This window comes from Vulcanococcus limneticus LL, from assembly GCF_943369875.1.
Lineage (GTDB): Bacteria > Cyanobacteriota > Cyanobacteriia > PCC-6307 > Cyanobiaceae > Vulcanococcus > Vulcanococcus limneticus_A.
On record NZ_CALROT020000009.1, the window covers coordinates 40,713 to 60,260 of the forward strand.

The following is a 19,548-nucleotide window of genomic DNA, read 5'->3' on the forward strand; positions in this document are numbered from 1 at the left end:
GCTGCCACGGCCCCCGGCGGCCCTGCGGCGCCCGGCGCAGCGTCAGGCGCTGAAGTAGCGCGCCTGGCTGTGCAGGGCCACCAGGGCCGTGGTGCTCTGCTCCGGCTCCAGCTGGTCGCTCTCATCCATCGAGAGGCCGATGCGCTCGGCGCCGAGCCAGGCGAGCTGCTGGCGGGAATCGGCCACGTTGGGGCAGGCGGGATAGCCGAAGGAGTAGCGGCTGCCGCGATAGCGCTGGGCCAGCACGTCCCGCAGGGCCATGCCGTCCGGATCGGCGAAGCCCAGCTCGCGGCGGATGCGGGCGTGCACCCACTCCGCCAGGGCCTCGGCCATCTGCACCCCCAGGCCGTGGAAGTAGAGGTAGTCGGTGTACTGGTCGGCCTGAAACAGCGCGCGGGCGAAGGCACTGGCCTTGTCGCCCATGGTGACCGCCTGCATCGGCAGCACGTCGCTGGGCTGGAGCCGTCCCCCGCCGTCGCTGCGGGCATCGCGGTAGAAATCGGCGATGCAGTAGCGATTGCCGGAGCGCTGGCGCGGCAGGGCGAAGCGTCCCAGCTCGGCGGCGGAGCCGCTGGGATCGAACACCACCAGCGCGTTGCCCTCACGGCCGCAGGGGTAGTAGCCGTAGGCCAGCCGCGGCGTGAGCAGCTGCTCCGCCAGGCAGCGCTCCATCCACTGCTGCAGCACCGGCTCGGCCTTCTCGGCCAGCATCGCCTCGTAGTCGTCGCGCGACTGGCCCTGGGCCTTGCGCAGCTGCCACTGGCCGGCGAACAGGGCGTTGCGATCCAGGTAGCCGAACACCTCCGCCAGCGGGATCTGGGATTCATCCAGCACCTGGCTGCCCCAGAAGGGCGGCACCAGGGCCGGCTCCTCGGGCACCGCCTCGGAGCGGTGGTCGTTGGCCCCCGCGGCGACGGCAGGAGCTCCAGCCTCGGCAGTGGAACTGGCCCCGGGAGCTGTTCCGGCGGCATCCCCGGCCGGCTCGCCGGCAGCCTCGTCTGGCGTTGCGGCGTCGAGCCCCAGGCCCTCGGGGGCACCGGCGAGGAAGCCCGCTCCGTTCTCCCAGCTGCCCGCGTCCCGGGCCGCCACGTAGGCGTCCATGAAGCGCAGGTCGGCGAAGGCATCGCGGCCGTAGATTACCTGGCCGCGGTACACCGAGCGGCAGTCCTTGTTGACGAATCGCGGCGTGAGGGCGGCGCCGCCGAGGATCACCGGCACGCTGATGCCGGCCTCATTGAAGGCCTCCAGGTTGTCCTTCATGAAGGCCGTGGATTTCACCAGCAGGCCGCTCATGGCGATGCAGTCGGCGTTGTGCTGGCGCTGCGCCTCGATGATCGCCTCCACCGGCTGTTTGATGCCCAGGTTGATCACCTCGTAGCCGTTGTTGGTGAGGATGATGTCCACCAGGTTCTTGCCGATGTCGTGCACATCGCCCTTCACCGTGGCGATCAGGAACTTGGCCTTGGCACTGCGCTGGCCGGCTTCGGCGCCCTCGAGCTTGTCCATCAGCGGCTCCAGGAAGGCCACGGCCGTCTTCATCGTTTCGGCGCTCTGCAGCACGAAGGGCAACTGCATCTGGCCGCTGCCGAACAGCTCACCCACCACCTTCATGCCATCGAGCAGGAAGGTGTTGATGATCTCCAGGGGCTGGTAGGTCTCCAGGGCCAGCTTCAGCGCGTCTTCCAGGCCGATGCGCTCGCCGTCGATGATGTGCTGCTTGAGCCGCTCCTCGATCGGCAGATCGGCCAGCTGCGGGCCGGAGGCCCGGGCCTCCTTGGCGCTCACCCCTTCAAACAGCTTGGTGAGTTCGGTGAGGGGGTCGTAGATGCAGACACCGTTCTCGAAGCGGCGCCGGTCGTGGATCAGATCGCGGCACACCTGCTGGTGCTCCTCGCTGATCTTGACCAGCGGCAGGATCTTGGCCGGGCTCACGATCGCCGCGTCCATGCCGGCCTCGCAGCAGTCGTGCAGGAACACCGAATTGAGCACAATGCGGGCCGCCGGCGAGAGGCCGAAGCTCACATTGCTCACGCCGAGCACCACGTGCACACCCGGTAGATCGGTGCGGATGCGGCGGATGGCCTCCACCGTGGCCAGGGCGTTTTCGCGGTCTTCCTCGATGCCGGTGGAGATCGGCAGGGCCAGGGGGTCGTAGAAGATCTCGTGGGCCGGGATGCCGAACTCCAGGGCATCGCGGTAGGCCCGCTGGGCGATGGCGAACTTGCGCTCCGCCGTGCGGGCCATGCCCTCCTCATCGATGGTGCCCACCACCACGCCGGCGCCGTAGGCCTTCGCCAGCTCCAGCACCTTGAAGAAGCGCTCGTCGCCGTCTTCGTAGTTGGTGGAGTTGAGGATGCACTTGCCGCCGGCCACCTTCAGGCCGGCCTCCATCTTCTGCCACTCGGTGGAATCGAGCATCAGCGGCAGGTTCACGTTGGTGACCAGCCGGCTCACCAGCTCGCGCATGTCGCGCTCGCCGTCGCGCCCCACGTAGTCGACGTTGACGTCGAGCACGTGGGCGTTCTCCTTCACCTGGCCGCGGGCCACGGCCACCAGGCCGTCCCAGTCCTCCTCGGCCAGCAGCTCGCGCACCTTCTTGGAGCCGCTGGCATTCAACCGCTCGCCGATGATCAGGAAGGAGTTGTCCTGCAGATAGGGCGTGGTGCCGTAGATCGAGGCGGCGGCCGGCTCATAGGCCAGGGCCGGCCGTGGATCGCTGGCGCTTTCGCGCAGTTCGGGGGTGCGCACGGCGCGTGGGGCGGGCTTGAGCTCCGCCGCCAGCTCCGCCAGGGCGCCGATGTGGGCCGGGGTGGTGCCGCAGCAGCCGCCGATCACCTGCACGCCGAGGTCCTCGACGAAGTGCAGCAGCTGCAGCTTCATCTCCAGGGGCGTGAGCCGGTAGTGGGCCACGCCACCGATGTTTTCCGGCAGGCCGGCGTTGGGGATGCAGCTCACCACGAACGGGCTGTGCTCGCTCAGGTAGCGCACGTGCTCCTTCATCTGCTCCGGGCCCGTGGCGCAGTTGAGGCCGAGCACATCGATGGGGAACGGCTCGAGGATCGCCACCACCGCGGCGATGTCCGAGCCCACCAGCATGGTGCCGGTGGTCTCCATGGTCACGCTCACCATCAGCGGCCGGCGCTGGCCGGTTTTGGCGAAGGCCTGCTCGATGCCCTGCAGCGCCGCCTTGATCTGCAGCACGTCCTGGCAGGTCTCGACGATGAACAGGTCCACATCGCCGGCGATCAGGCCCTCGGCCTGCTCGGCGAAGGAGTCGCGCAGCTCATCGAAGCCCACGTGGCCCAGGGTGGGCAGCTTGGTGGTGGGGCCCATGGAGCCCGCCACGAAGCGGGGCTTCTCGGGGGTGCTGTACGCATCCGCCATCTCCCGGGCCAGCTCGGCGGCCCGCTGGTTGATGGCGAAGGCCTGGTCCTGCAGGTCGTATTCCGCCAGCACGATCGAGGCCGCCCCGAAGGTGTCGGTCTCGATCACGTCGGCGCCCACCTCCAGGAACTGGCGGTGCACCGCCTGCACCGCATCGGGGCGGGTGAACACCAGCTGCTCGTTGCAGCCCTCCAGGGCCGCGCCGCCGAAATCCTCGGCGGTGAGATTCATCTGCTGCAGCGAGGTGCCCGTGGCGCCGTCGAACACCAGCACCGGCCGCTCCAGGCTGTGCAGCCGCTCCAGGAACCCCATCCGCGCCGGCCGCTCCCGGGCCGCTGGCGCGGCGGCCGGTGCGCCGGAGGATTTCTCCGTGGCGTTCGCGCCAGTGGCGACGGGGCCCCTGGGGGCGGCGGGGGTGCGGGTCATCAGCCGTCCAGACGCACGCGGGTAACCCAGTGGTCATAGGCGGGATCGCGGCCCTCCGTGATCGCCGTGAGCCGCTCGCGCAGCGTTTCCATCAGCGGACGCTGGGCGGGCAGGTCGGTGCTCTCCACCCGGCGCACGGGCGTGACCTTGGCGGCGGTGCCGCTGAGGAACACCTCATCGGCCACAAACAGCTCGCTCTTGTCCACCGCCCGCTCGACCACCTCGACGCCCATGGCCTTGGCCAGCTCGATCACGCTGGCGCGGGTGATCCCCTCGAGGATGTCCTGGTCGACGCCGGGGGTGATCAGCACGCCGTCGCGCACGATGAACAGGTTCATGCCGCTGGCCTCACTCACCTTGCCGCGGCTGTTCATCAGGATGGCCTCGTCGAAGCCGCTCTTGACCGCTTCGGTCTTGGCCAGGGAGCTGGTGATGTAGGCGCCACTGATCTTGCCGCGCAGGGGCAGGGAGCGGTCCTCCTGGCGGGTCCAGGAGCTGATGCGGCAGCTCACGCCCTCGGGGGAGAGATAGTCACCCAGCTCCAGGCCGTAGATCAGGAAGTCGGTCTCGATGTTGTGCAGCCGCGGGGCGATGCCCAGGTCGCTGGTCCACACGAACGGGCGCAGATACACCGGACAGGTGGGCTTGTTGGCCCGCAGGAACGCCACGATGGCGCTGTGGATCGTGTCCTCGCTCAGCTCGGTGAGCAGCAGCCGCGCGCTCTGGCTCAGGCGGCGGGCGTGGCGATCGGCCCGGAACAGCAGGATCTCGTTGGGATCCGCCGGATTGGGCAGGGCCCGCATCCCCCCGAAGGCGCCGGTGCCGTAGTGCAGGGCGTGGGTCGCCACCGAGATGGTGGCGTCTTCAAACAGCACGCACTTGCCGTCAAACCAGGCATAGGGCAGGAACTGATGCATGGGGCGGGCGGGGGGAGTGCGGTGCTGGGGCGGAACGGGCGGCCGGAGCGGCCACGGATGGCACCGATCTTCTCACCGCCGCCCCCGCGCCAGCCCCCAGGATGGGGCGATGCATCGGCTCGCGGCGGTTCCCGGCAGCACCAGCCCCCTGGAGGGGCCCAGCTTCGTGGAGCAGCCCGGGGCTCCGCTGGTGGTGCTCAGCAGCGCCGACACCGACCTCAGCGGCCTGGCGGCCCTGCTGGCGGCGCGGCCTGAGCTGCCGGAGCTGCGGGGCCTCAACCTGGCGGCCCTGGAGCACCCGGCCGTGCTCGACCACTACCTGCGCACCAGCCTGGGCCAGGCCCAGGTGGTGCTGGTGCGCCTGCTCGGCGGCCGGGGCCACTGGAGCTACGGGCTGGAGCAGCTGCGGGGCTGGGCGGCGGCGGCCGGGCGCCATCTGGTGGTGACGGCCGGCACGGCCGAGGAGGAGCAGGCCCTGGCGGCGCTGGGCACGGTGGAGCCGGAGCTGGCGATCGCCCTGGGCCGCTGCCTGCGCGAGGGGGGCGAGGCCAACCTGCTGGCCGTGGTCACGGCCCTGGCGCTCCTGGCGGGCGGTGAACAGCCAGCAGCGCCGGCCGTTCAGCCCAGCCCCGATCCCCTGCCGTTCGACTGGCGCGACGAACCCGGCGATCGGGTGGGGGTGATCCTCTACCGGGCCCTGCGCCAGGCGGGGGACCTGGCCCTGGCCGAGGCGATCCTGGCGGCCCTGCGGCAGCGGGGCCTCTGCCCGCGGGCCCTGTGGGTGAGCGGCCTGCGCGACGGCGCCGTGCAGCGGGGCGTGGCCGACCTGCTGGGCCGCGAGCGGGTGCAGGTGGTGCTGTGCACCACGTCGTTCGCCTCGGTGCAGTTCGAGGAGGCGGGTCTGGGGGCGCCCCTGTGGGAGGCCCTGGCGGTGCCGGTGCTGCAGGTGCTCTGCAGCACCCAGGGGCGCGGGGCCTGGGCGGAGAGCTCCATCGGCCTGGCGCCCCTCGATCTCACCCTGCAGGTGGCCCTGCCGGAGCTGGACGGGCGGATCACCACCCGGGTGGGGGCCTTCAAGGAGCTGGTGGGCGCCGACGGCCGGCTGGCCACGGGCCTGCACCGCTACGAGCCCGACCGGGAGCGGCTGGGCTGGATCGCCGAGCTGGCCGGGGGCTGGGCGGACCTGCGCCGCACCCCGGCGGCGGAGCGGCGCCTGGCCCTGGTGCTGGCCAACTACCCCACCCGCAACGCCCGCCTGGCCAACGGCGTGGGCCTTGATACCCCCGCCAGCGCCGCGGCAATGCTGGGCTGGCTGGCCGAGGCCGGCTACGACCTGGGCGGGGAGGCCCTGCCGGCCACCGGCGATGCCCTGATCCAGCGCCTGCTGGCGGGCCGCACCAACGACCCGGAGAGCCACCACCGGCCGCCCCTGGCCCACCTGCGCCTGGCCGACTACACCCAGTGGTACGCCGCCCTGCCGGCGGCGGGCCGGGAGCGGCTGGAGGCCCGCTGGGGCCCGCCCGCGGCCGATCCCAGCCTGACGGCAGCGGGCTTCCCGATCCAGGGCCTGCGCTTCGGGCGGGTGTGCCTGCTGATCCAGCCCGAGCGCGGCTACGACCGCGACCCCAGCCTCAGCTACCACTGCCCCGACCTGCCGCCGCCCCACGCCTACCTGGCCCAGTACCTGTGGCTGCGGCGGGAGGCGGGGGTGCAGCTGGTGTGCCACGTGGGCAAGCACGGCAACCTCGAATGGCTGCCGGGCAAGGGCCTGGGCCTCTCGGCCGACTGCTACCCGGAGTGGGCCCTGGGCCCGCTGCCCCACGTCTACCCCTTCATCGTCAACGACCCGGGCGAGGGCTCCCAGGCCAAGCGCCGCGCCCAGGCGGTGATCCTCGATCACCTAACGCCGCCCCTGGGCCGCGCCGGCCTGCACGGCGACCTGCGTCAGCTGGAGGCCCTGATCGACGAGTACTGGGAGGCGACCCAGCTGGGCAGCGAGCGGGCCGGGATCCTGCGGGAGCAGGTGCTGACGCGCCTCGCGGAGCTGGAGCTGCCCATGGGGAGCGGCGGCGGCGGCCCAGAGACGGGCGATGACGCCGGGCCCGGGGCGACAGTTCGACAGGACGGCGAGGCGCGGCTGGAGGCGGCCGATGGCTATCTGTGTGAGCTCAAGGAGGCCCAGATCCGCACCGGGCTGCACACCTTTGGCCAGCTCCCTGAACCGGGCGCCCTGGCGGAGCTGCTGCTCTGCCTGGCCCGTCCGCCTCTGGCGGAGGGGGCCGGCCTCACCCAGGCCCTGGCGGCCGACCTGGACCTGGGCTTCGACCCCTGGGCCGAGGCCGAGGAGAACCCCCTGGTCACCACCGATCGCCAGCGCCTGGCGGAGCTGGGCTGTGGGGCGGCCCGCCATATGGGCGACGGCATCGCCTGGCTGGAGGAGCGGGCCCTGGAGCTGATGGTGGCGCTGCTGGAGCCTGGAGCGAGTCCCTGGCCAGATGCCCAGCCCCCCGGCGCCGCGACGGCCGCCGTCCTCGAGCGCCTGCGGCGCCGGCTGGTGCCGGATCTGCTGCGCTGCGGCGAGGCCGAGCGCCAGGCCTTCCTGACGGCGGTGGCCGGGGGCCGCATCGCCGCCGGCCCCTCCGGCGCCCCCACCCGCGGCCGCCCGGACCTGCTGCCCACGGGCCGAAACTTCTACAGCGTGGACCTGCGGGGCCTGCCCAGCGAAGCCGCCTGGGACCTGGGACGCCGCAGCGCCGAGCTGCTGCTGGAGCTGCACCTCCAGGAGGAGGGCGAGCCCCTGCGCCGCCTGGCCCTCTCGGTGTGGGGCACGGCCACCATGCGCAACGGCGGCGAGGACATCGCCCAGGCCCTGGCCCTGATGGGCGTGCGTCCGGTGTGGGACGGCCCCACGCGCCGCCTGGTGGATCTGGAGCTGATCCCGCTGGCGGACCTGGGCCGGCCGCGGGTGGATGTGACCCTGCGCATCTCAGGCCTGTTCCGCGATGCCTTCCCCCAGCTGGTGAGCTGGGTGAACCGGGCCACGGCCCTGGTGGCCGCCCAGCCGGAACCCGAGGCGGACAACCCCCTGGCCGCCGCCGCCCGCCGGGACGGCCACGCCGGCCGGGTGTATGGCTCGGCGCCCGGGGCCTACGGGGCTGGCCTGCAGGGGCTGATCGACAGCGGCCAGTGGGAGCAGCGCCGCGACCTGGGCGAGGCCTTCCTGAACTGGAGCGGCTGGCGCTACGACAGCCCCACGGCGGACCAGCGCTGCGAGGGGGTGGCCGACCGCCCGGGCCTGGAGCAGCGGCTGCGGGAGGTGCAGGTGGTGCTGCACAACCAGGACAACCGCGAGCACGACCTGCTCGACTCCGACGACTACTACCAGTTCCAGGGGGGGCTGAGCGCGGCCACCGAGGCGGTGCGGGGCACGGCCCCGGCCCTCTGGTTCGGCGACCACTCCCGCTCCCAGCGGCCCCGGCTGCACCGGATCGAGCGGGAGTTCGACAAGGTGATCCGCTCGCGCCTGCTCAACCCCCGCTGGATCGGGGCGATGCAGCGCCACGGCTACAAGGGCGGCTTCGAGATGGCCGCCAGCCTCGACTACCTGTTCGCCTACGACGCCAGCAGCGGCCGCGTGCCGGACTGGAGCTACGGCGCCCTCAGCGACCAGTGGCTGGGGGATCCCGCCGTACTGGAGTTCCTGCGGCGCTGCAACCCCTGGGCCCTGCGGGACATGGCCGAACGCCTGCTGGAGGCCCACAACCGCGGCCTCTGGGCCTCCGCGACGCCGTCCCAACTGGAGCGGCTGCGGGAGCGGGTACTGGAGGCCGAGGCGTTGGTGGAGGGGGCGGCAGGCCCCTGACCCTCAGCTGGTGATGTCCTTGGCCCAGGCCTTGAAGGCGTCGGTGGAGCCGGGCTTGGCGGACTGCTGGGTGATCTGGGGCTGGGCCTGGGCGCTGGCCTGATCCTTCTCCTGCTTGATCGCGGCCGGACCACCGGGAGCGTTCACCGCCACGGCCGACCCCTTCATGCGCTCGCCCAGTTCAGCGCTGCTGAGTCGTTCGGCGAAGGTCTTCTTGACGGGCTTGGGCACGCCACCGGTGAGGTTGATCTCGGCTTCGACCGTCTCGGCACCGGGCAGACCGGGGCTGCGCATCTTGGCCTGGGCCTCCATGGAGGCCACCTCATCCACCAGCTCCTTCATGCCGGGGCTGCTGGCGGTGCCGGGGAAGGTGTGGCGGATGGTGTTGGAGCGGCGCATGAAGGCCAGATCGCCCACGCTCTTGGCCGCGTCGGGATCGAGGAAGAAGGACTCCTCCTTCTTCGGGGGCTGGGGAGCGGCATTGCCGCTGGTGATGGACTTCTTGGAACCCAGCAGGCGATCAAACAGGCCCATCGGCGGGGTGCGGAAAAGCTCCTGGAACCCTAGCGGCCGTGGAGCTCCAGACCGTGGGTATCCGTACCGCAACTTCGCAGAAGCCCAAGGCCCTCCAGCTGCGCGGCGATCGACTCGCACACCAGCGGCGTGGGCTGCCAGCGGGGCTGCATGGCGTAGTCGTACCAGGCCTCACCGCCATCCAGGCCCAGCTCGGCCGCCGCGTTGATCAGGCGGGCGAAGGGCAGGCGGTAGCGGGCGGGGTGGGCCAGCAGCGCCAGGCCACCGGCGCCGTGGATGCGCCGCACCACCTCCCCGGCCCGCAGGGCCTCCCCCACCGGCGCGCTGCCCTGGCGGTAGGGGGCCAGGGCAGCGCTGGCCTCGCTGCCGGTCTCGTCAAAGCCGAGGGCGAGCACGTGCACCAGGCAGCCCTCCAGCAGGCAGCTGATCTCCATGCCGCTCCAGAGCGTGGGCACCGCCTCCCCCCGCTCGGCCTCGGCGGCCAGCCAGCGCCGCAGGGGCGCCAGGGCGGCCGTGCTGTGGTGGTCGGTCACGGCCAGGTGGCGCAGGCCGAGGGCCACGGCCTGCTCCCCCAGCCGCTCGGGGACCAGGCTGCCGTCGCTGCAGAGGGTGTGGCAGTGGAAGTTGAGCTCGCCGGGGCAGCTGCCCGCATGGACCCCCGCCAGCACCGCCGCCAGGGGATGCGGGTGGACGGCGGGCCCGCTCACGCCCACCTCAGGCCGCTCCGCCGGCGGCCTCCCGTTCGGCGCGGAGCCGCCGCCAGCGGGCATAGAACTGGATCGAGGCGGCCATGAACACCACGAGCCCCACGATGAACCAGGTGGCCGCGCCCGTGGGGAACTGGGCCTTGAACACCACCAGCATCACGACGATCACCAGCAGCAGGGTGGGCAGCTCATTGAGGGCCCGCAGCTGCTTGGGGCTCCAGGCGCAGGTGCCCGCCTGCAGCTGGCCCATCAGCCGGTAACAGAAGACGTGGTAGGCCAGCAGGGCCGCCACGAAGCCGAGCTTGGCGTGCATCCAGCCCTGCTGCAGCCAGGACGGCTGGGCGATCAGCAGCCCGGCGGCCATGGCCACCGTCACGATCAGGCCCGGGGTGGTGATGATGTTGGCCAGGCGCCGCTCCATCAGGGCGTACTGGGCCTGGAAGGCCTGCCGCAGGCCGGGCTCCAGCTCCTCGGCCTCCCGGTGGTAGATGAACAGCCGCACCAGGTAGAAGAGCCCGGCGAACCACACCACCACGCCCACGATGTGGAGCGTCTTGAACCAGAGGTAGGCCTCGGGGGGGAGCGCCGCCAGGGTCATCAACGGGTGGGGCCGAACAGGCCATCAAGGTAGAGCTCCCGCACCTCGGGACGGGCACCGCCCTGCTGCACCAGGAACTGGGCCAGGGCGCTCTGCAGCAGGCGGTTGGCATCCAGGCCGGGGCGAGCCTGCAGGTAGGAGTCCACGGCAGCGGCCAGCTCCCGCGGCAGCTCCACATCCAGGCCGGTGGTCGCGGCGGGATCGGCACTACGGGTGGGGTGACCGAGGGGCATCAGGCCGACATCTGGTGGAAGGAGGCTCACAATCCGGGACTTCCGCTCCCGTGTCAAGCGACGCCGGCGGCCCCCTCCTGGCGGTGGTGTGTGGCGGTCTGACGGATGGCCTGCAGCTGCGCCGGATCGAGCCGATCGAGCTGCGCAATCACCAGGGCCATGCGCGGATTGGGCGCCAGCAGCGGCCGCTGGCGGGCCAGGAAATCCCAGTAGAGGGCGTTGAACGGGCAGGCGGCCTCGCCCTGGCGCTGCTTGGGGTCGTAGCGGCAGCCCTTGCAGTAGGTGCCCATCCGGTTGATGTAGTTCCCACTGGCGGCGTAGGGCTTGCTGGCCAGCAGGCCGCCATCGGCGAACACGCCCATGCCCAGCACGTTGGTCTGCATCACCCAGTCGAAGCCGTCGATGAACATCCGGTGGAACCAGGCGGTGAGGGCCGCCGGATCCAGGCCGGCGATCAGGCCGTAGTTGGCCAGCACCATCAGCCGCTGGATGTGGTGGGCGTAGCCGCTCACCCTGAGCTCCCCGAGCACGGTGTCGAGGCAGGCCATGCCGCTGCCCCCCAGCTGGTCGAACCAGGCCGGCAGCGGGGCGGTGTGGCCGAAGTGGTTGCGGCTGGGGTAGTCGGCCCCGAACCAGTGGTAGAGGCCGTGGGTGTATTCCCGCCAGCCCAGGATCTGGCGGATCACCCCCTCCAGACTGGCCAGGGGGACGCCCTGCCCCAGCCCCGCTATCTCCAGGCGCCGGATCACCTCCAGCGGCTGCAACAGGCCCAGGTTGAGGTAGGGGGAGAGCAGGGCATGCCAGAGGGTGGGCTGGCCGCTCACCATCGCGTCCTGGTAGGGGCCGAAGCCCGCCAGGCGGGTGACGATGAAGTGCTCCAGCACCGTCAGGGCCTGGGGGCGCGTCACCGCCCAGCCGAAGGGCTCCAGGTCGCCGGGCAGCGGATCGAGGCCAGCGGCGGCGCGCTCGCCGTCGAGGCGCCGCACCTTGGCGATCACGGAGCGGGTGATGGCATCGGGCTCGAAGCGCAGCGGCTCGGGCCCCTGCAGCCCCTTGGGCGGCGCCTTGCGGTTCTCGGCGTCGTAGTTCCACTGGCCCCCCAGGGGCTGGGTCGCCTTGCCCTCCCCCTCCATCAACACCCCGAAGCGGCGCCGGCCCTCCCGGTAGAACAGCTCCAGCCGTAGTTGCTTGTAGCGCCCGGCCCAGGCGGCGAAGTCCTCCCGGCTCCAGAGGAAGGCGTTCGAGGGCAGCCACACCAGCTGCACGGGGAGCTCCAGGGCGTCAATCGCCCGACGGAACTCCCGGTCGGCGGGCTCCATCAGCCGCAGTTCGGTGATGCCATGGGCGGCGATCCAGGCGCGCACCGCATCAGCGAAGCTCTCCGCTTCGGCGTGATCGACGGCCCAGCCTTCGGCCTGCAGCTCGCCGGCGAAGTGGCGCATGGCGCTCCAAACCAGCACCAGCTTCTGGCGGTGGTAGGCCCGCCGCGCCAGCACCGAGCCGCTCTCCACCAGCAGCACCCGCGCCTCGCCCGGGGCCGAGCTGGCCAGGGCCGCCTGGTGGGCGTGGAGCTGGTCGCCCAGCACCCAGATCCCGAGGGTCATCGGCCGCTCACCGGGAGAAGCTCAGGGTGACGGCGACGGGATCGCCCTGTCACGCCGGGGCCTCCCCGGCCAGCCGGCAGGCCCGGCGGGCCACGGCCGCCACATAGCCCCGCTCCACCGGACCCGCCGCCGGGCTGAGGTGCCCGTCGCGGCAATCCACCGTGAGCCGCTCGCGGTGGCCCTGCTGGTCGCCCACCTTCATGCGCAGCTGGAAGTGGTGCTTGGCGCTGCGGGTGATCTCATCGCCACACACCGGCCCCATGCAGATGCCGGGGGCCGCCTGGGCAGCCATCGGCAGGGCCAGGGGCGCCAGGAGCGTCACCAGCAGCAGCAGGGGCAGGGCCAGGCCACGCAGGAGAGCGCTCCAGTGCGCCTCAAGGCGGGGTGTCAGCCCTGGGAACCACCGGTCTTGCACGTGCGCGTTCAACCGGCCATCTCCAGGGGGCGTTCCGCCACCCTCCCATCCTCACCGGCGGGGGCCTCGCCAGGGGGCTCCGGGGCCTGGGGTTCGCCGAAGCCCTCGGGGTGGAAGTACTCCCACACCTGGCGGGCCAGGGCCGGCCCCAGACCCGGCGCGGCCGCCAGGGTCTCGGGGCTGGCCAGCTGGATGGCATCGATCGAGCGGAAATGGGCCAGCAGCTCCTTGATCCGCTTGGGTCCCAGCCCGGGGATCTCGGAGAGCCGCGAGCGCTTCATCCGCTCACCCCGCTGCTGGCGGTGGAAGCTCACGGCGAAGCGGTGGGCCTCATCCCGCAGGCGCCGCAGCAGCTGCACCCCCAGCTGGTCGGGGTCGGTGTCCAGGGGCTGCTTGGCGCCGGGCAGGAACACCTCCTCCCGCTGCTTGGCCAGGGAGCAAACCACCAGGTCCTCGTCGAGGTTGAGCTCCCGCAGGGCCTCCATCACGGCCGAGAGCTGACCCTTGCCGCCGTCGATCATCACCACGTCGGGCCAGTCGTTGAGGCCGCCGGTGTGCAGGGCGCTGCCCGCCGCCCGCCGCAGCTCCCGCAGGTCCGCCCCCTCCGCCTTGGCCTGGCTCCAGCGCCGGAACCGCCGCCGCATGATCTCCGCCATGGCCATGAAGTCGTCGGAGTGGCCAGCCTGGATCGAGCTGCTCTGGATCTTGTACTTGCGGTAGTGCTGCTTGGCCGGCAGCCCGTCGAGGAACACCACCTGGGAGGCCACGGCGTCGCTGCCCTGGATGTGGCTGATGTCGTAGCCCTCGATGCGGCGCGGCGGGCTGGGTAGCTCCAGCAGCTGGGCGAGATCTTCGGTGGACAGCTGGTGCTGCTCGGCCGTGCGCTGGGCCCGCTCCAGCTCGTAGGCGGCGTTGCGCTCCACCAGCTCGATCAGCTCGGCCTTCTGCTGGCGCTGGGGCACCGCCAGCTTCACCCTGCGGCCCCGCCGCTCCGTGAGCCACTCCTCGATCAGGGCCTGCTGGGGCAGGGGGTGCTGCAGCAGCAACTCCGGCGGGATCTCCACCGGCTCCACCTGGCTGTAGTGCTCCTCCACCACGCGCTGCAGGATCAGGCCCAGGGCCCGCTGCCGCTCGGGGTCGGGGGGTAGATCGCCGCCGGCGCCCTGCTCCGCTGGGGGCAGGCCAGCCGCATCGGCCGTGTAGCCGAGCCGCCCCACCAGCTTGCCGGCCCGCATCTGGAACAGCTGCACCGCCGCCACCCGCCCGTCGGCCGCGAGGGCCAGCACATCGCGGCTCACGGAGCTGTCCCCCACGCTCATCTTCTGGTCCGCCGTCAGGGTGTCCAGGCCCTGGAGCTGATCGCGCACCCGGCCGGCCGCCTCGAATTCCAGCCGCTCGGCGTACTTCTCCATCTGGAGCTGCAGCAGCTCCACCAGCTCTTCGTTGCGGCCCTGGAACACCATCGCCACCTGGCGCAGGGTGCGGTGGTAGTCGTCCGAGCTGATCTTCTGCTGGCACACCCCCGGACAGCGGCCGATGGCGTAGTTGAGGCAGGTGCGGTCCTTGTGGAGGGGCTGGGGCCGCTGCCGCAGTGGAAACACCCGCTTGACTAGGGCCAGGGTGCGCCGCAGCAGGCCCACGTCCACGTAGGGGCCGTAGAAGCGATCCAGGGGCGAGCGGAAGCGGCGCTGGCGCGTGATGAAGATGCGCGGGTAGGCCTCGCTCCAGGTGATGCAGAGGTAGGGGTATTTCTTGTCGTCCTTGAGCAGCACGTTGAAGTGCGGCTGGTGGTGCTTGATCAGGTTCGACTCCAGCGCCAGGGCCTCGGCCTCGCTGTCGGTGACGATGAACTCGATCTCGCACACCTGCCGCACCATCAGGGTGATGCGCGGGCTGTGCTTCGGGCCGCCCTGGAAGTAGCTGCGCACCCGGTTGCGCAGCACCTTGGCCTTGCCGATGTAGAGGATGCGGTCGTCGGCGTCGCGCATCAGGTAGCAGCCCGGCTCCGGCGGCACCTGCCGGAGCCGGGCCCTGAGGCGCTCGGGTTGCTGCAGCAGGGGCCGGGCGGCGGCGCCGGCGGGTTCGGGCAGGCTCAAGGGCGTGGGGGCCGGGGCGGCCATGGCGGCGGGGCCGGCCTCAGCCGCCGTACTGCCAGCCGGTGGCGGAGAGCTCCAGGGCGGCACCGTCGCGGTGCAGCACGGCGGTCATGACCTGGCCCACGAACACCGTGTGGTCGCCGGCGGCCACCTGGCCCACCAGCTCGCACTCCACCGCGCCGAGGGCGTCGTCGAGCACGGGCAGGCCCAGCTCGCCCAGCTGGAAGGGGGCGGCGTCGAAGCGGCCGCCGATGCCCTTCTGGGGCTTGAAGAACACGGCCGCCAGGTCCTTCTGGTCGGCGGCGAGCACGTTGAGGGAAAACTTGCCGGTGCGCTGGATGATGCCGTTGCTGGTGGAGTCCGCCCGCACCGCCATCACCACCAGGGGTGGCTCAAAGGAGCCCTGGGTCACCCAGCTGGCGGTGAAGCCGTTCACCTCCTCGCCCTCGGCCACGCCGCAGATGAACACGCCGTGGGGGATCTTGCGCAGCAGGGTCTTCTTGGCGTCGGCATTCAGGCTGGCCATGGGTCCTCGCGCTGCATCGGGCTTCCGGCCTGACTCTAGAAAGGGGCCTGCGCCCACCGCCCATGAAGGCCCTCTACCCCGGCAGCTTCGATCCCCTCACCCTGGGCCACCTGGACCTGATCGAGCGGGCCGCCCGCCTGTTCGACGGCCTGGTGGTGGCGGTGCTGCAGAACCCCAGCAAGAACCCCACCTTCCCGGTGGAGCGGCGCCTGGATCAGATCCGCACGGCCACGGCCCACCTGCCCCAGGTGGAGGTGACCAGCTTCGACGGCCTCACCGTGGCCTTCGCCCAGGCCTGCGGCGCCGGCGTGATCCTGCGGGGCCTGCGCGCCATGAGCGACTTCGAATTCGAGCTGCAGATCGCCCACACCAACAAGAGCCTGGCCCCAGGTCTGGAAACGCTGTTCATGGCCACGGCCACGGCCCACAGCTTCCTGAGCAGCTCGGTGGTGAAGGAGGTGGCCCGCTTCGGCGGTCCGGTGGGTCACATGGTGCCCCAAGGAGTGGCGCAGGATCTGGCCGCGTTCTTTAATCGGGCATCTCCCGAACAGCGGTGATGTCCGAGGCGCAACTCAGCTCCGTGCTCGATCAGCTGGACCAGCTGGAGGAAATCGTCCTGGACGGTACGCGGGTTCCCTTCAGCGGCGGCCGCCTGGTGAACGAGCAGGACGCCATCGAGGCGATGGACGCCGTGCGCGAGGCCCTGCCGCCCCAGCTCTCCCAGGCCGAGGAGCTGCTGCGCCAGAAGGAGGAGTTCATCGGCCAGGCCCGCCAGAAGGCCGAGGAGATCGTCAACCAGGCCCGCCAGCAGCGCGAGCAGCTGATCAGCGCCCAGGCGATCCGGCAGGAGGCCGAGCGCCAGGTGGCGGAGCTGCGGGAGCAGGCCCGCCAGCAGTGCGAGCAGCTGCTGCTCCAGACCCGCCAGCAGGTGGCCCAGGCCGAGCAGGAACACCAGGCGCGCCTGGCCCAGATGGAGCAGCAGTTCGGCCTGCGCCGCCAGCAGCTGGAGCAGGAGGCCCTGCAGCGCCGCCAGCAGCTCGACGCCGAGGCCACCGAGCTCAAGCGTCAGCTGGTGGAGCAGCACGAGCGCAACCGCCAGCAGAGCCTGGCCGAGCTGGAGCAGATCCGTCAGGAGGCCGTGCGCCTGCAGCAGACCAGCCAGGCCGAGGCCGAGCGGGTCCACGCCGATGCCCTGCAGTTCCGCCAGCAGACCCAACAGCAGTGCGAGGCCCTGATCAGCCGCAGCCGCCAGGAATCGGCCTCGATCCAGGAGGGCGCCAACCGCTACGCCGAGCAGGTGCTGGGCGAACTGGAGGGCCGCCTGCAGGACATGGGCAAGGTGGTGATGGCGGGCCGCCGCGAGCTGGTGAAGCTCCAGAGCGTGGATCCCACCAGCCTGGCCGGCCAGGCCACCGCGCCGGAGACCAGCTCGGCAGCCGTGCCCATCAGCCGGGCCCGCCGCGCCGCCGAGCGGCTGCGCCAGGCCGCCGGCCGCAACTGAGGGTCCTCCCCAACGGGGAGGGCCTCAGAGCCAGCGAAACTCAGATCGCCGGGCAGAGGCCCGGCACCTGGCTCTCCCGGAGGATCCGACCGATTGTGGTGTTGGGTGCCGAACCACCGTTGGCGATGGCGCTCACGTAGCGGGGTCCCTCCGGGGTGTCGAGCACGCCACTGATGGAGCGCACCCCTGAGATGGTGCCCGTCTTGCCGCGGAAGCGGCCGTCCAGGCTGGTGCCCCGGTAGAGGTTGCGCAGGGTGCCGCGCTGGCCGGCGACGGCCATTGAGGCCTGGTAGTTGGCGGCATAGGGGTGCTGCGCCATGCGCAGCAGCAGGGCCGCCAGCAGCCGGCTGGTGAGGCGATTGCTGCGCGAGAGGCCACTGCCGTCGACCACCACGACCCCCTCCATCGGCAGCCCCTGGGCGGCCAGCCACTGCATGGCAGCGCCGCGGGCCTGGGCCAGGTCCCAGCTGGTGCTGGCCTGCCGCAGCAGCACCTCGGCGGTGAAGTTGTGGCTCTCGGTGTTGGCCAGGCTCAGCAGCCCGTGCATCCCCACCGAGGGCTCCTCGTAGAGGAGGGTGGCGTTGCTGCCGTCGATCGCACCGGGGGCACTGGAGGGCACCACGCTGAAGGCCACCTGGCCCCCCTGGCGCCGGATCTCCTGTCCCAGCAGCCGCTGCAGCCGGTCCGGGGGATTGGGCACCGCCATGTCGATGGCGTTGCTGGTGAGGGCCAGGCGGGTGATCGGGGCGCCATAGGCCTCGGCCCGATCCCCCCAGTGCCAGTCGCTGGGCCACCAGCGCTGGCTGGGCTCCTCCACCAGCTGGATCCGCACCGGAGCCGCCGCCGGTTCTCCGGGCCCGCCACCGCTGCCCAGGGCGAGCTTGGCGAAGCGGCGCAACTGGGTCAAGCCCAGGTCGGGGTCGCCCTCGCCGGTGATGCGCAGGCTGCCGTCCGCCAGGCGCCACAGGCGCGTGGTCAGCCGGTAGTCGGGGCCCAAGCGGTCCAGGGCGATGGCGGTGCTGATCAGCTTCTGGTTGGAGGCCGGGATGCGGGGACGCCGGCCGTTGATGTCGGCCAGCAGCCGGCCGCTGGGGTCGGCCACCGACACGCTCCAGGCCGCCGCCTCGCCACCCACCACGGCCGCCAGGCGCTGCTGCAGGGCCGGGCAGCTGACCTGGCTCTGCAGCCGGGGCAGGCCGATCGGTGGGGGCGCCGCCGGGAAGGAGGTGGTGGCGGTGAGGCTCTGGGCCCGCAGCGGCGGAGCCGTCAGGCCCGTCAGCGCCAGGCCGAGGCCCAGGCCTGCGGCTGTGCCACGGCTGAGGGCCGAGCGGTTCAAGACCCCGGACCGGACCCGGAGCCGGCGGCTGGAGCAAGGCCCATCGGGGCTTGGCGCATCACGGTGTGCCATCTCAGGACTCCAGCTTCAGGCCGGTGACCGAGCCGCCGACCCGGAAGGCGCTGCCCTCCAGCTCGATGGGAGCGCCCACCTTGATGGCCTGGTTGCCGAACACCACCCCCTCGGCGGTCTTCTGTCCCTCGCCCTCGAGCACGAAGCGGGCATCCAGGGTGCTGAAGGTGGCCTGGTTGGGATCGGCGGCGCTCACCACCTTGCCGTCGGGGGTGAGGGTGGAGATGCGCCGCGGCAGGGCGATCACCTCCTTGACGCCCACACTGCCGTGGGGCTGGTTGCGGATCACGATCTTGAGCTTGCCGTCCTGGCGGGCCGAGGCGATCAGCGCCGCCGGATCGGCCGCGGGGATCCCCCGCACATCCACCAGCACCGTCACGGGGCGCAGGCCACCGGTGGCCTTGGCAATGGCGCCGGTGAGCTTGGGGCTCCAGATCACGCCGGCGGCGGCCAGCAGCACCGCCAGGGCGGCTCCCGCATCCACCAGGCCGATCCGGCGTTGGCGGGGGGAGGAATCGGCAGCAGCCATGGCGCATCGGAAGATGCCGAACTGTACGGAGGGCCGCCGGGTCCCACAAGGGCCGGCGGGCCGGCCGCGCCCCGGCTCAGTTACGCAGGCCCTCGATGAAGCGATCCACCGCCGCCAGGCCGCGACCGACGCCGCCGGCGCCGCCCAGGGCCTCGGCCTGCTGCTCGGCATCGGGCCTGGCCTCGAAGCTGGCGGCGAAGCGATGGCCGTCCGGGTCGCGGCGGTAGAGCTCCCAGGGGCCGGGGAAGGCCCGGCGCAGGGCCCCCTCGGCCGTGGGGATCAGGGCATAGGCCGCCTGCCAGCCGGAGAGAAAGCCCTTGCGCCGCTCGCGGGCCACGCTGCCGATGCCCACGGCGGCGTCCTCCAGGCTGCCGTTGAGCAGCACCACCGGCCCGCGGTGCTGGGAGCAGACCGCCTCCACCTCCTCGTAGTCCGCCGGGGAGGGGGCCACCAGGATCAGGACGCCCTCGCTGCCGCCGTCGGCCTGCTGCAGGCGCATCAGGTCCCGCAGGCTGGCCAGCTGGCTGGCCTGCTCCGGCGCATCGCGCTTGGCCAGGGCCGTGGCCCCCGCATCGGGGAACAGCAGCCGCAGGTTGGGGAAGCGCGGCGAGAGCGCGGCGCCGAAGCGCAGGGCCACGGGCATCAGCCGCAGCCCCTCGAAGCGGAATTCAGCGGTCCAGAGGCCCTTGGGCTCGGCCACCAGGGCGGCGGCCAGCGCCTCGAGGGCCTCGGCCTCGGCCGCGCGCAGATCAGCGGGGAGCATCGAACCAGCACAGTTGGCGCGACCCTACCCAGGAGGGCCGGCGCC

Annotated in this window: 16 protein-coding genes; 3 read left to right on the forward strand and 13 right to left on the reverse strand. The window is 72.0% G+C overall.

Features of this window, described 5'->3' with window-relative positions:
• Positions 1–42: 42 nt before the first annotated feature.
• Together metH and ACLV7J_RS11055 are read right to left on the reverse strand one after the other, a co-directional pair.
• Positions 43–3,696, reverse strand: a complete 3,654-nt coding sequence (metH, locus tag ACLV7J_RS11050) for a methionine synthase (RefSeq protein ID WP_411869260.1) — start codon at positions 3,694–3,696, stop codon at positions 43–45.
• A gap of 113 nt (positions 3,697–3,809) precedes the next feature.
• Positions 3,810–4,727, reverse strand: a complete 918-nt coding sequence (locus ACLV7J_RS11055; RefSeq protein ID WP_411869150.1) for a branched-chain amino acid transaminase — start codon at positions 4,725–4,727, stop codon at positions 3,810–3,812.
• Between the two features lie 109 nt (positions 4,728–4,836).
• Between ACLV7J_RS11055 and cobN the strand changes: the two genes are divergently transcribed.
• Entirely contained in the window at positions 4,837–8,589 is a 3,753-nt protein-coding gene (gene cobN, locus ACLV7J_RS11060; protein ID WP_411869151.1) for a cobaltochelatase subunit CobN, read from the forward strand.
• 3 nt (positions 8,590–8,592) lie between these two features.
• Here cobN and ACLV7J_RS11065 read toward each other — a convergent pair whose 3' ends face one another.
• The 8 genes from ACLV7J_RS11065 to ACLV7J_RS11100 form a co-directional block, all read right to left on the reverse strand.
• Complete coding sequence (locus ACLV7J_RS11065; RefSeq protein ID WP_411869152.1) at positions 8,593–9,123, reverse strand: hypothetical protein; 531 nt, start codon at positions 9,121–9,123, stop codon at positions 8,593–8,595.
• 29 nt (positions 9,124–9,152) lie between these two features.
• A complete protein-coding gene (locus ACLV7J_RS11070; protein WP_411869153.1) occupies positions 9,153–9,830 on the reverse strand; it encodes a PHP domain-containing protein in 678 nt (225 codons plus the stop codon).
• A 7-nt stretch (positions 9,831–9,837) separates the two neighbouring features.
• Positions 9,838–10,428 carry a protoporphyrinogen oxidase HemJ gene (gene hemJ / locus ACLV7J_RS11075; RefSeq protein WP_411869154.1) on the reverse strand — a complete coding sequence of 197 codons (591 nt, stop codon included), beginning with the start codon at positions 10,426–10,428 and terminating at the stop codon, positions 9,838–9,840.
• Entirely contained in the window at positions 10,428–10,661 is a 234-nt protein-coding gene (locus ACLV7J_RS11080; protein WP_411869155.1) for a DUF2811 domain-containing protein, read from the reverse strand. Before ACLV7J_RS11080 ends, hemJ begins: the two co-directional genes overlap by 1 nt.
• 53 nt (positions 10,662–10,714) lie before the next feature.
• Positions 10,715–12,265 carry a cryptochrome/photolyase family protein gene (locus ACLV7J_RS11085; RefSeq protein ID WP_411869156.1) on the reverse strand — a complete coding sequence of 517 codons (1,551 nt, stop codon included), beginning with the start codon at positions 12,263–12,265 and terminating at the stop codon, positions 10,715–10,717.
• 49 nt (positions 12,266–12,314) lie between these two features.
• The gene (locus ACLV7J_RS11090) at positions 12,315–12,605 is read right to left on the reverse strand and encodes a hypothetical protein (protein WP_411869261.1); all 291 of its coding nucleotides are present in this window, start codon (positions 12,603–12,605) and stop codon (positions 12,315–12,317) included.
• Between the two features lie 83 nt (positions 12,606–12,688).
• The gene (gene uvrC, locus ACLV7J_RS11095; RefSeq protein ID WP_411869157.1) at positions 12,689–14,800 is read right to left on the reverse strand and encodes an excinuclease ABC subunit UvrC; all 2,112 of its coding nucleotides are present in this window, start codon (positions 14,798–14,800) and stop codon (positions 12,689–12,691) included.
• A gap of 16 nt (positions 14,801–14,816) precedes the next feature.
• Complete coding sequence (locus ACLV7J_RS11100) at positions 14,817–15,302, reverse strand: flavin reductase family protein (RefSeq protein ID WP_411869158.1); 486 nt, start codon at positions 15,300–15,302, stop codon at positions 14,817–14,819.
• A 62-nt stretch (positions 15,303–15,364) separates the two neighbouring features.
• On the opposite strand from ACLV7J_RS11100, the gene coaD reads away from it, so the two are divergent.
• Together coaD and ACLV7J_RS11110 are read left to right on the forward strand one after the other, a co-directional pair.
• Positions 15,365–15,859, forward strand: coding sequence for a pantetheine-phosphate adenylyltransferase (gene coaD, locus ACLV7J_RS11105; RefSeq protein WP_411869159.1), 495 nt, complete (start codon positions 15,365–15,367; stop codon positions 15,857–15,859).
• Positions 15,859–16,803 (forward strand): hypothetical protein, encoded by a 945-nt coding sequence (locus tag ACLV7J_RS11110; protein WP_411869160.1) that lies wholly within the window; start codon positions 15,859–15,861, stop codon positions 16,801–16,803. The genes coaD and ACLV7J_RS11110 overlap by 1 nt, the downstream gene beginning before the upstream one ends.
• Positions 16,804–16,843: 40 nt before the next feature.
• Here ACLV7J_RS11110 and ACLV7J_RS11115 read toward each other — a convergent pair whose 3' ends face one another.
• The 3 genes from ACLV7J_RS11115 to ACLV7J_RS11125 all read right to left on the reverse strand — a co-directional run bounded on the left by ACLV7J_RS11115 (position 16,844) and on the right by ACLV7J_RS11125 (position 19,503).
• The gene (locus ACLV7J_RS11115) at positions 16,844–18,139 is read right to left on the reverse strand and encodes a D-alanyl-D-alanine carboxypeptidase/D-alanyl-D-alanine-endopeptidase (protein ID WP_411869161.1); all 1,296 of its coding nucleotides are present in this window, start codon (positions 18,137–18,139) and stop codon (positions 16,844–16,846) included.
• 73 nt (positions 18,140–18,212) lie between these two features.
• Complete coding sequence (locus ACLV7J_RS11120; protein WP_411869162.1) at positions 18,213–18,740, reverse strand: DUF4330 domain-containing protein; 528 nt, start codon at positions 18,738–18,740, stop codon at positions 18,213–18,215.
• Between the two features lie 76 nt (positions 18,741–18,816).
• Positions 18,817–19,503, reverse strand: a complete 687-nt coding sequence (locus tag ACLV7J_RS11125; RefSeq protein ID WP_411869163.1) for a DUF1995 family protein — start codon at positions 19,501–19,503, stop codon at positions 18,817–18,819.
• Positions 19,504–19,548: the final 45 nt, after the last annotated feature.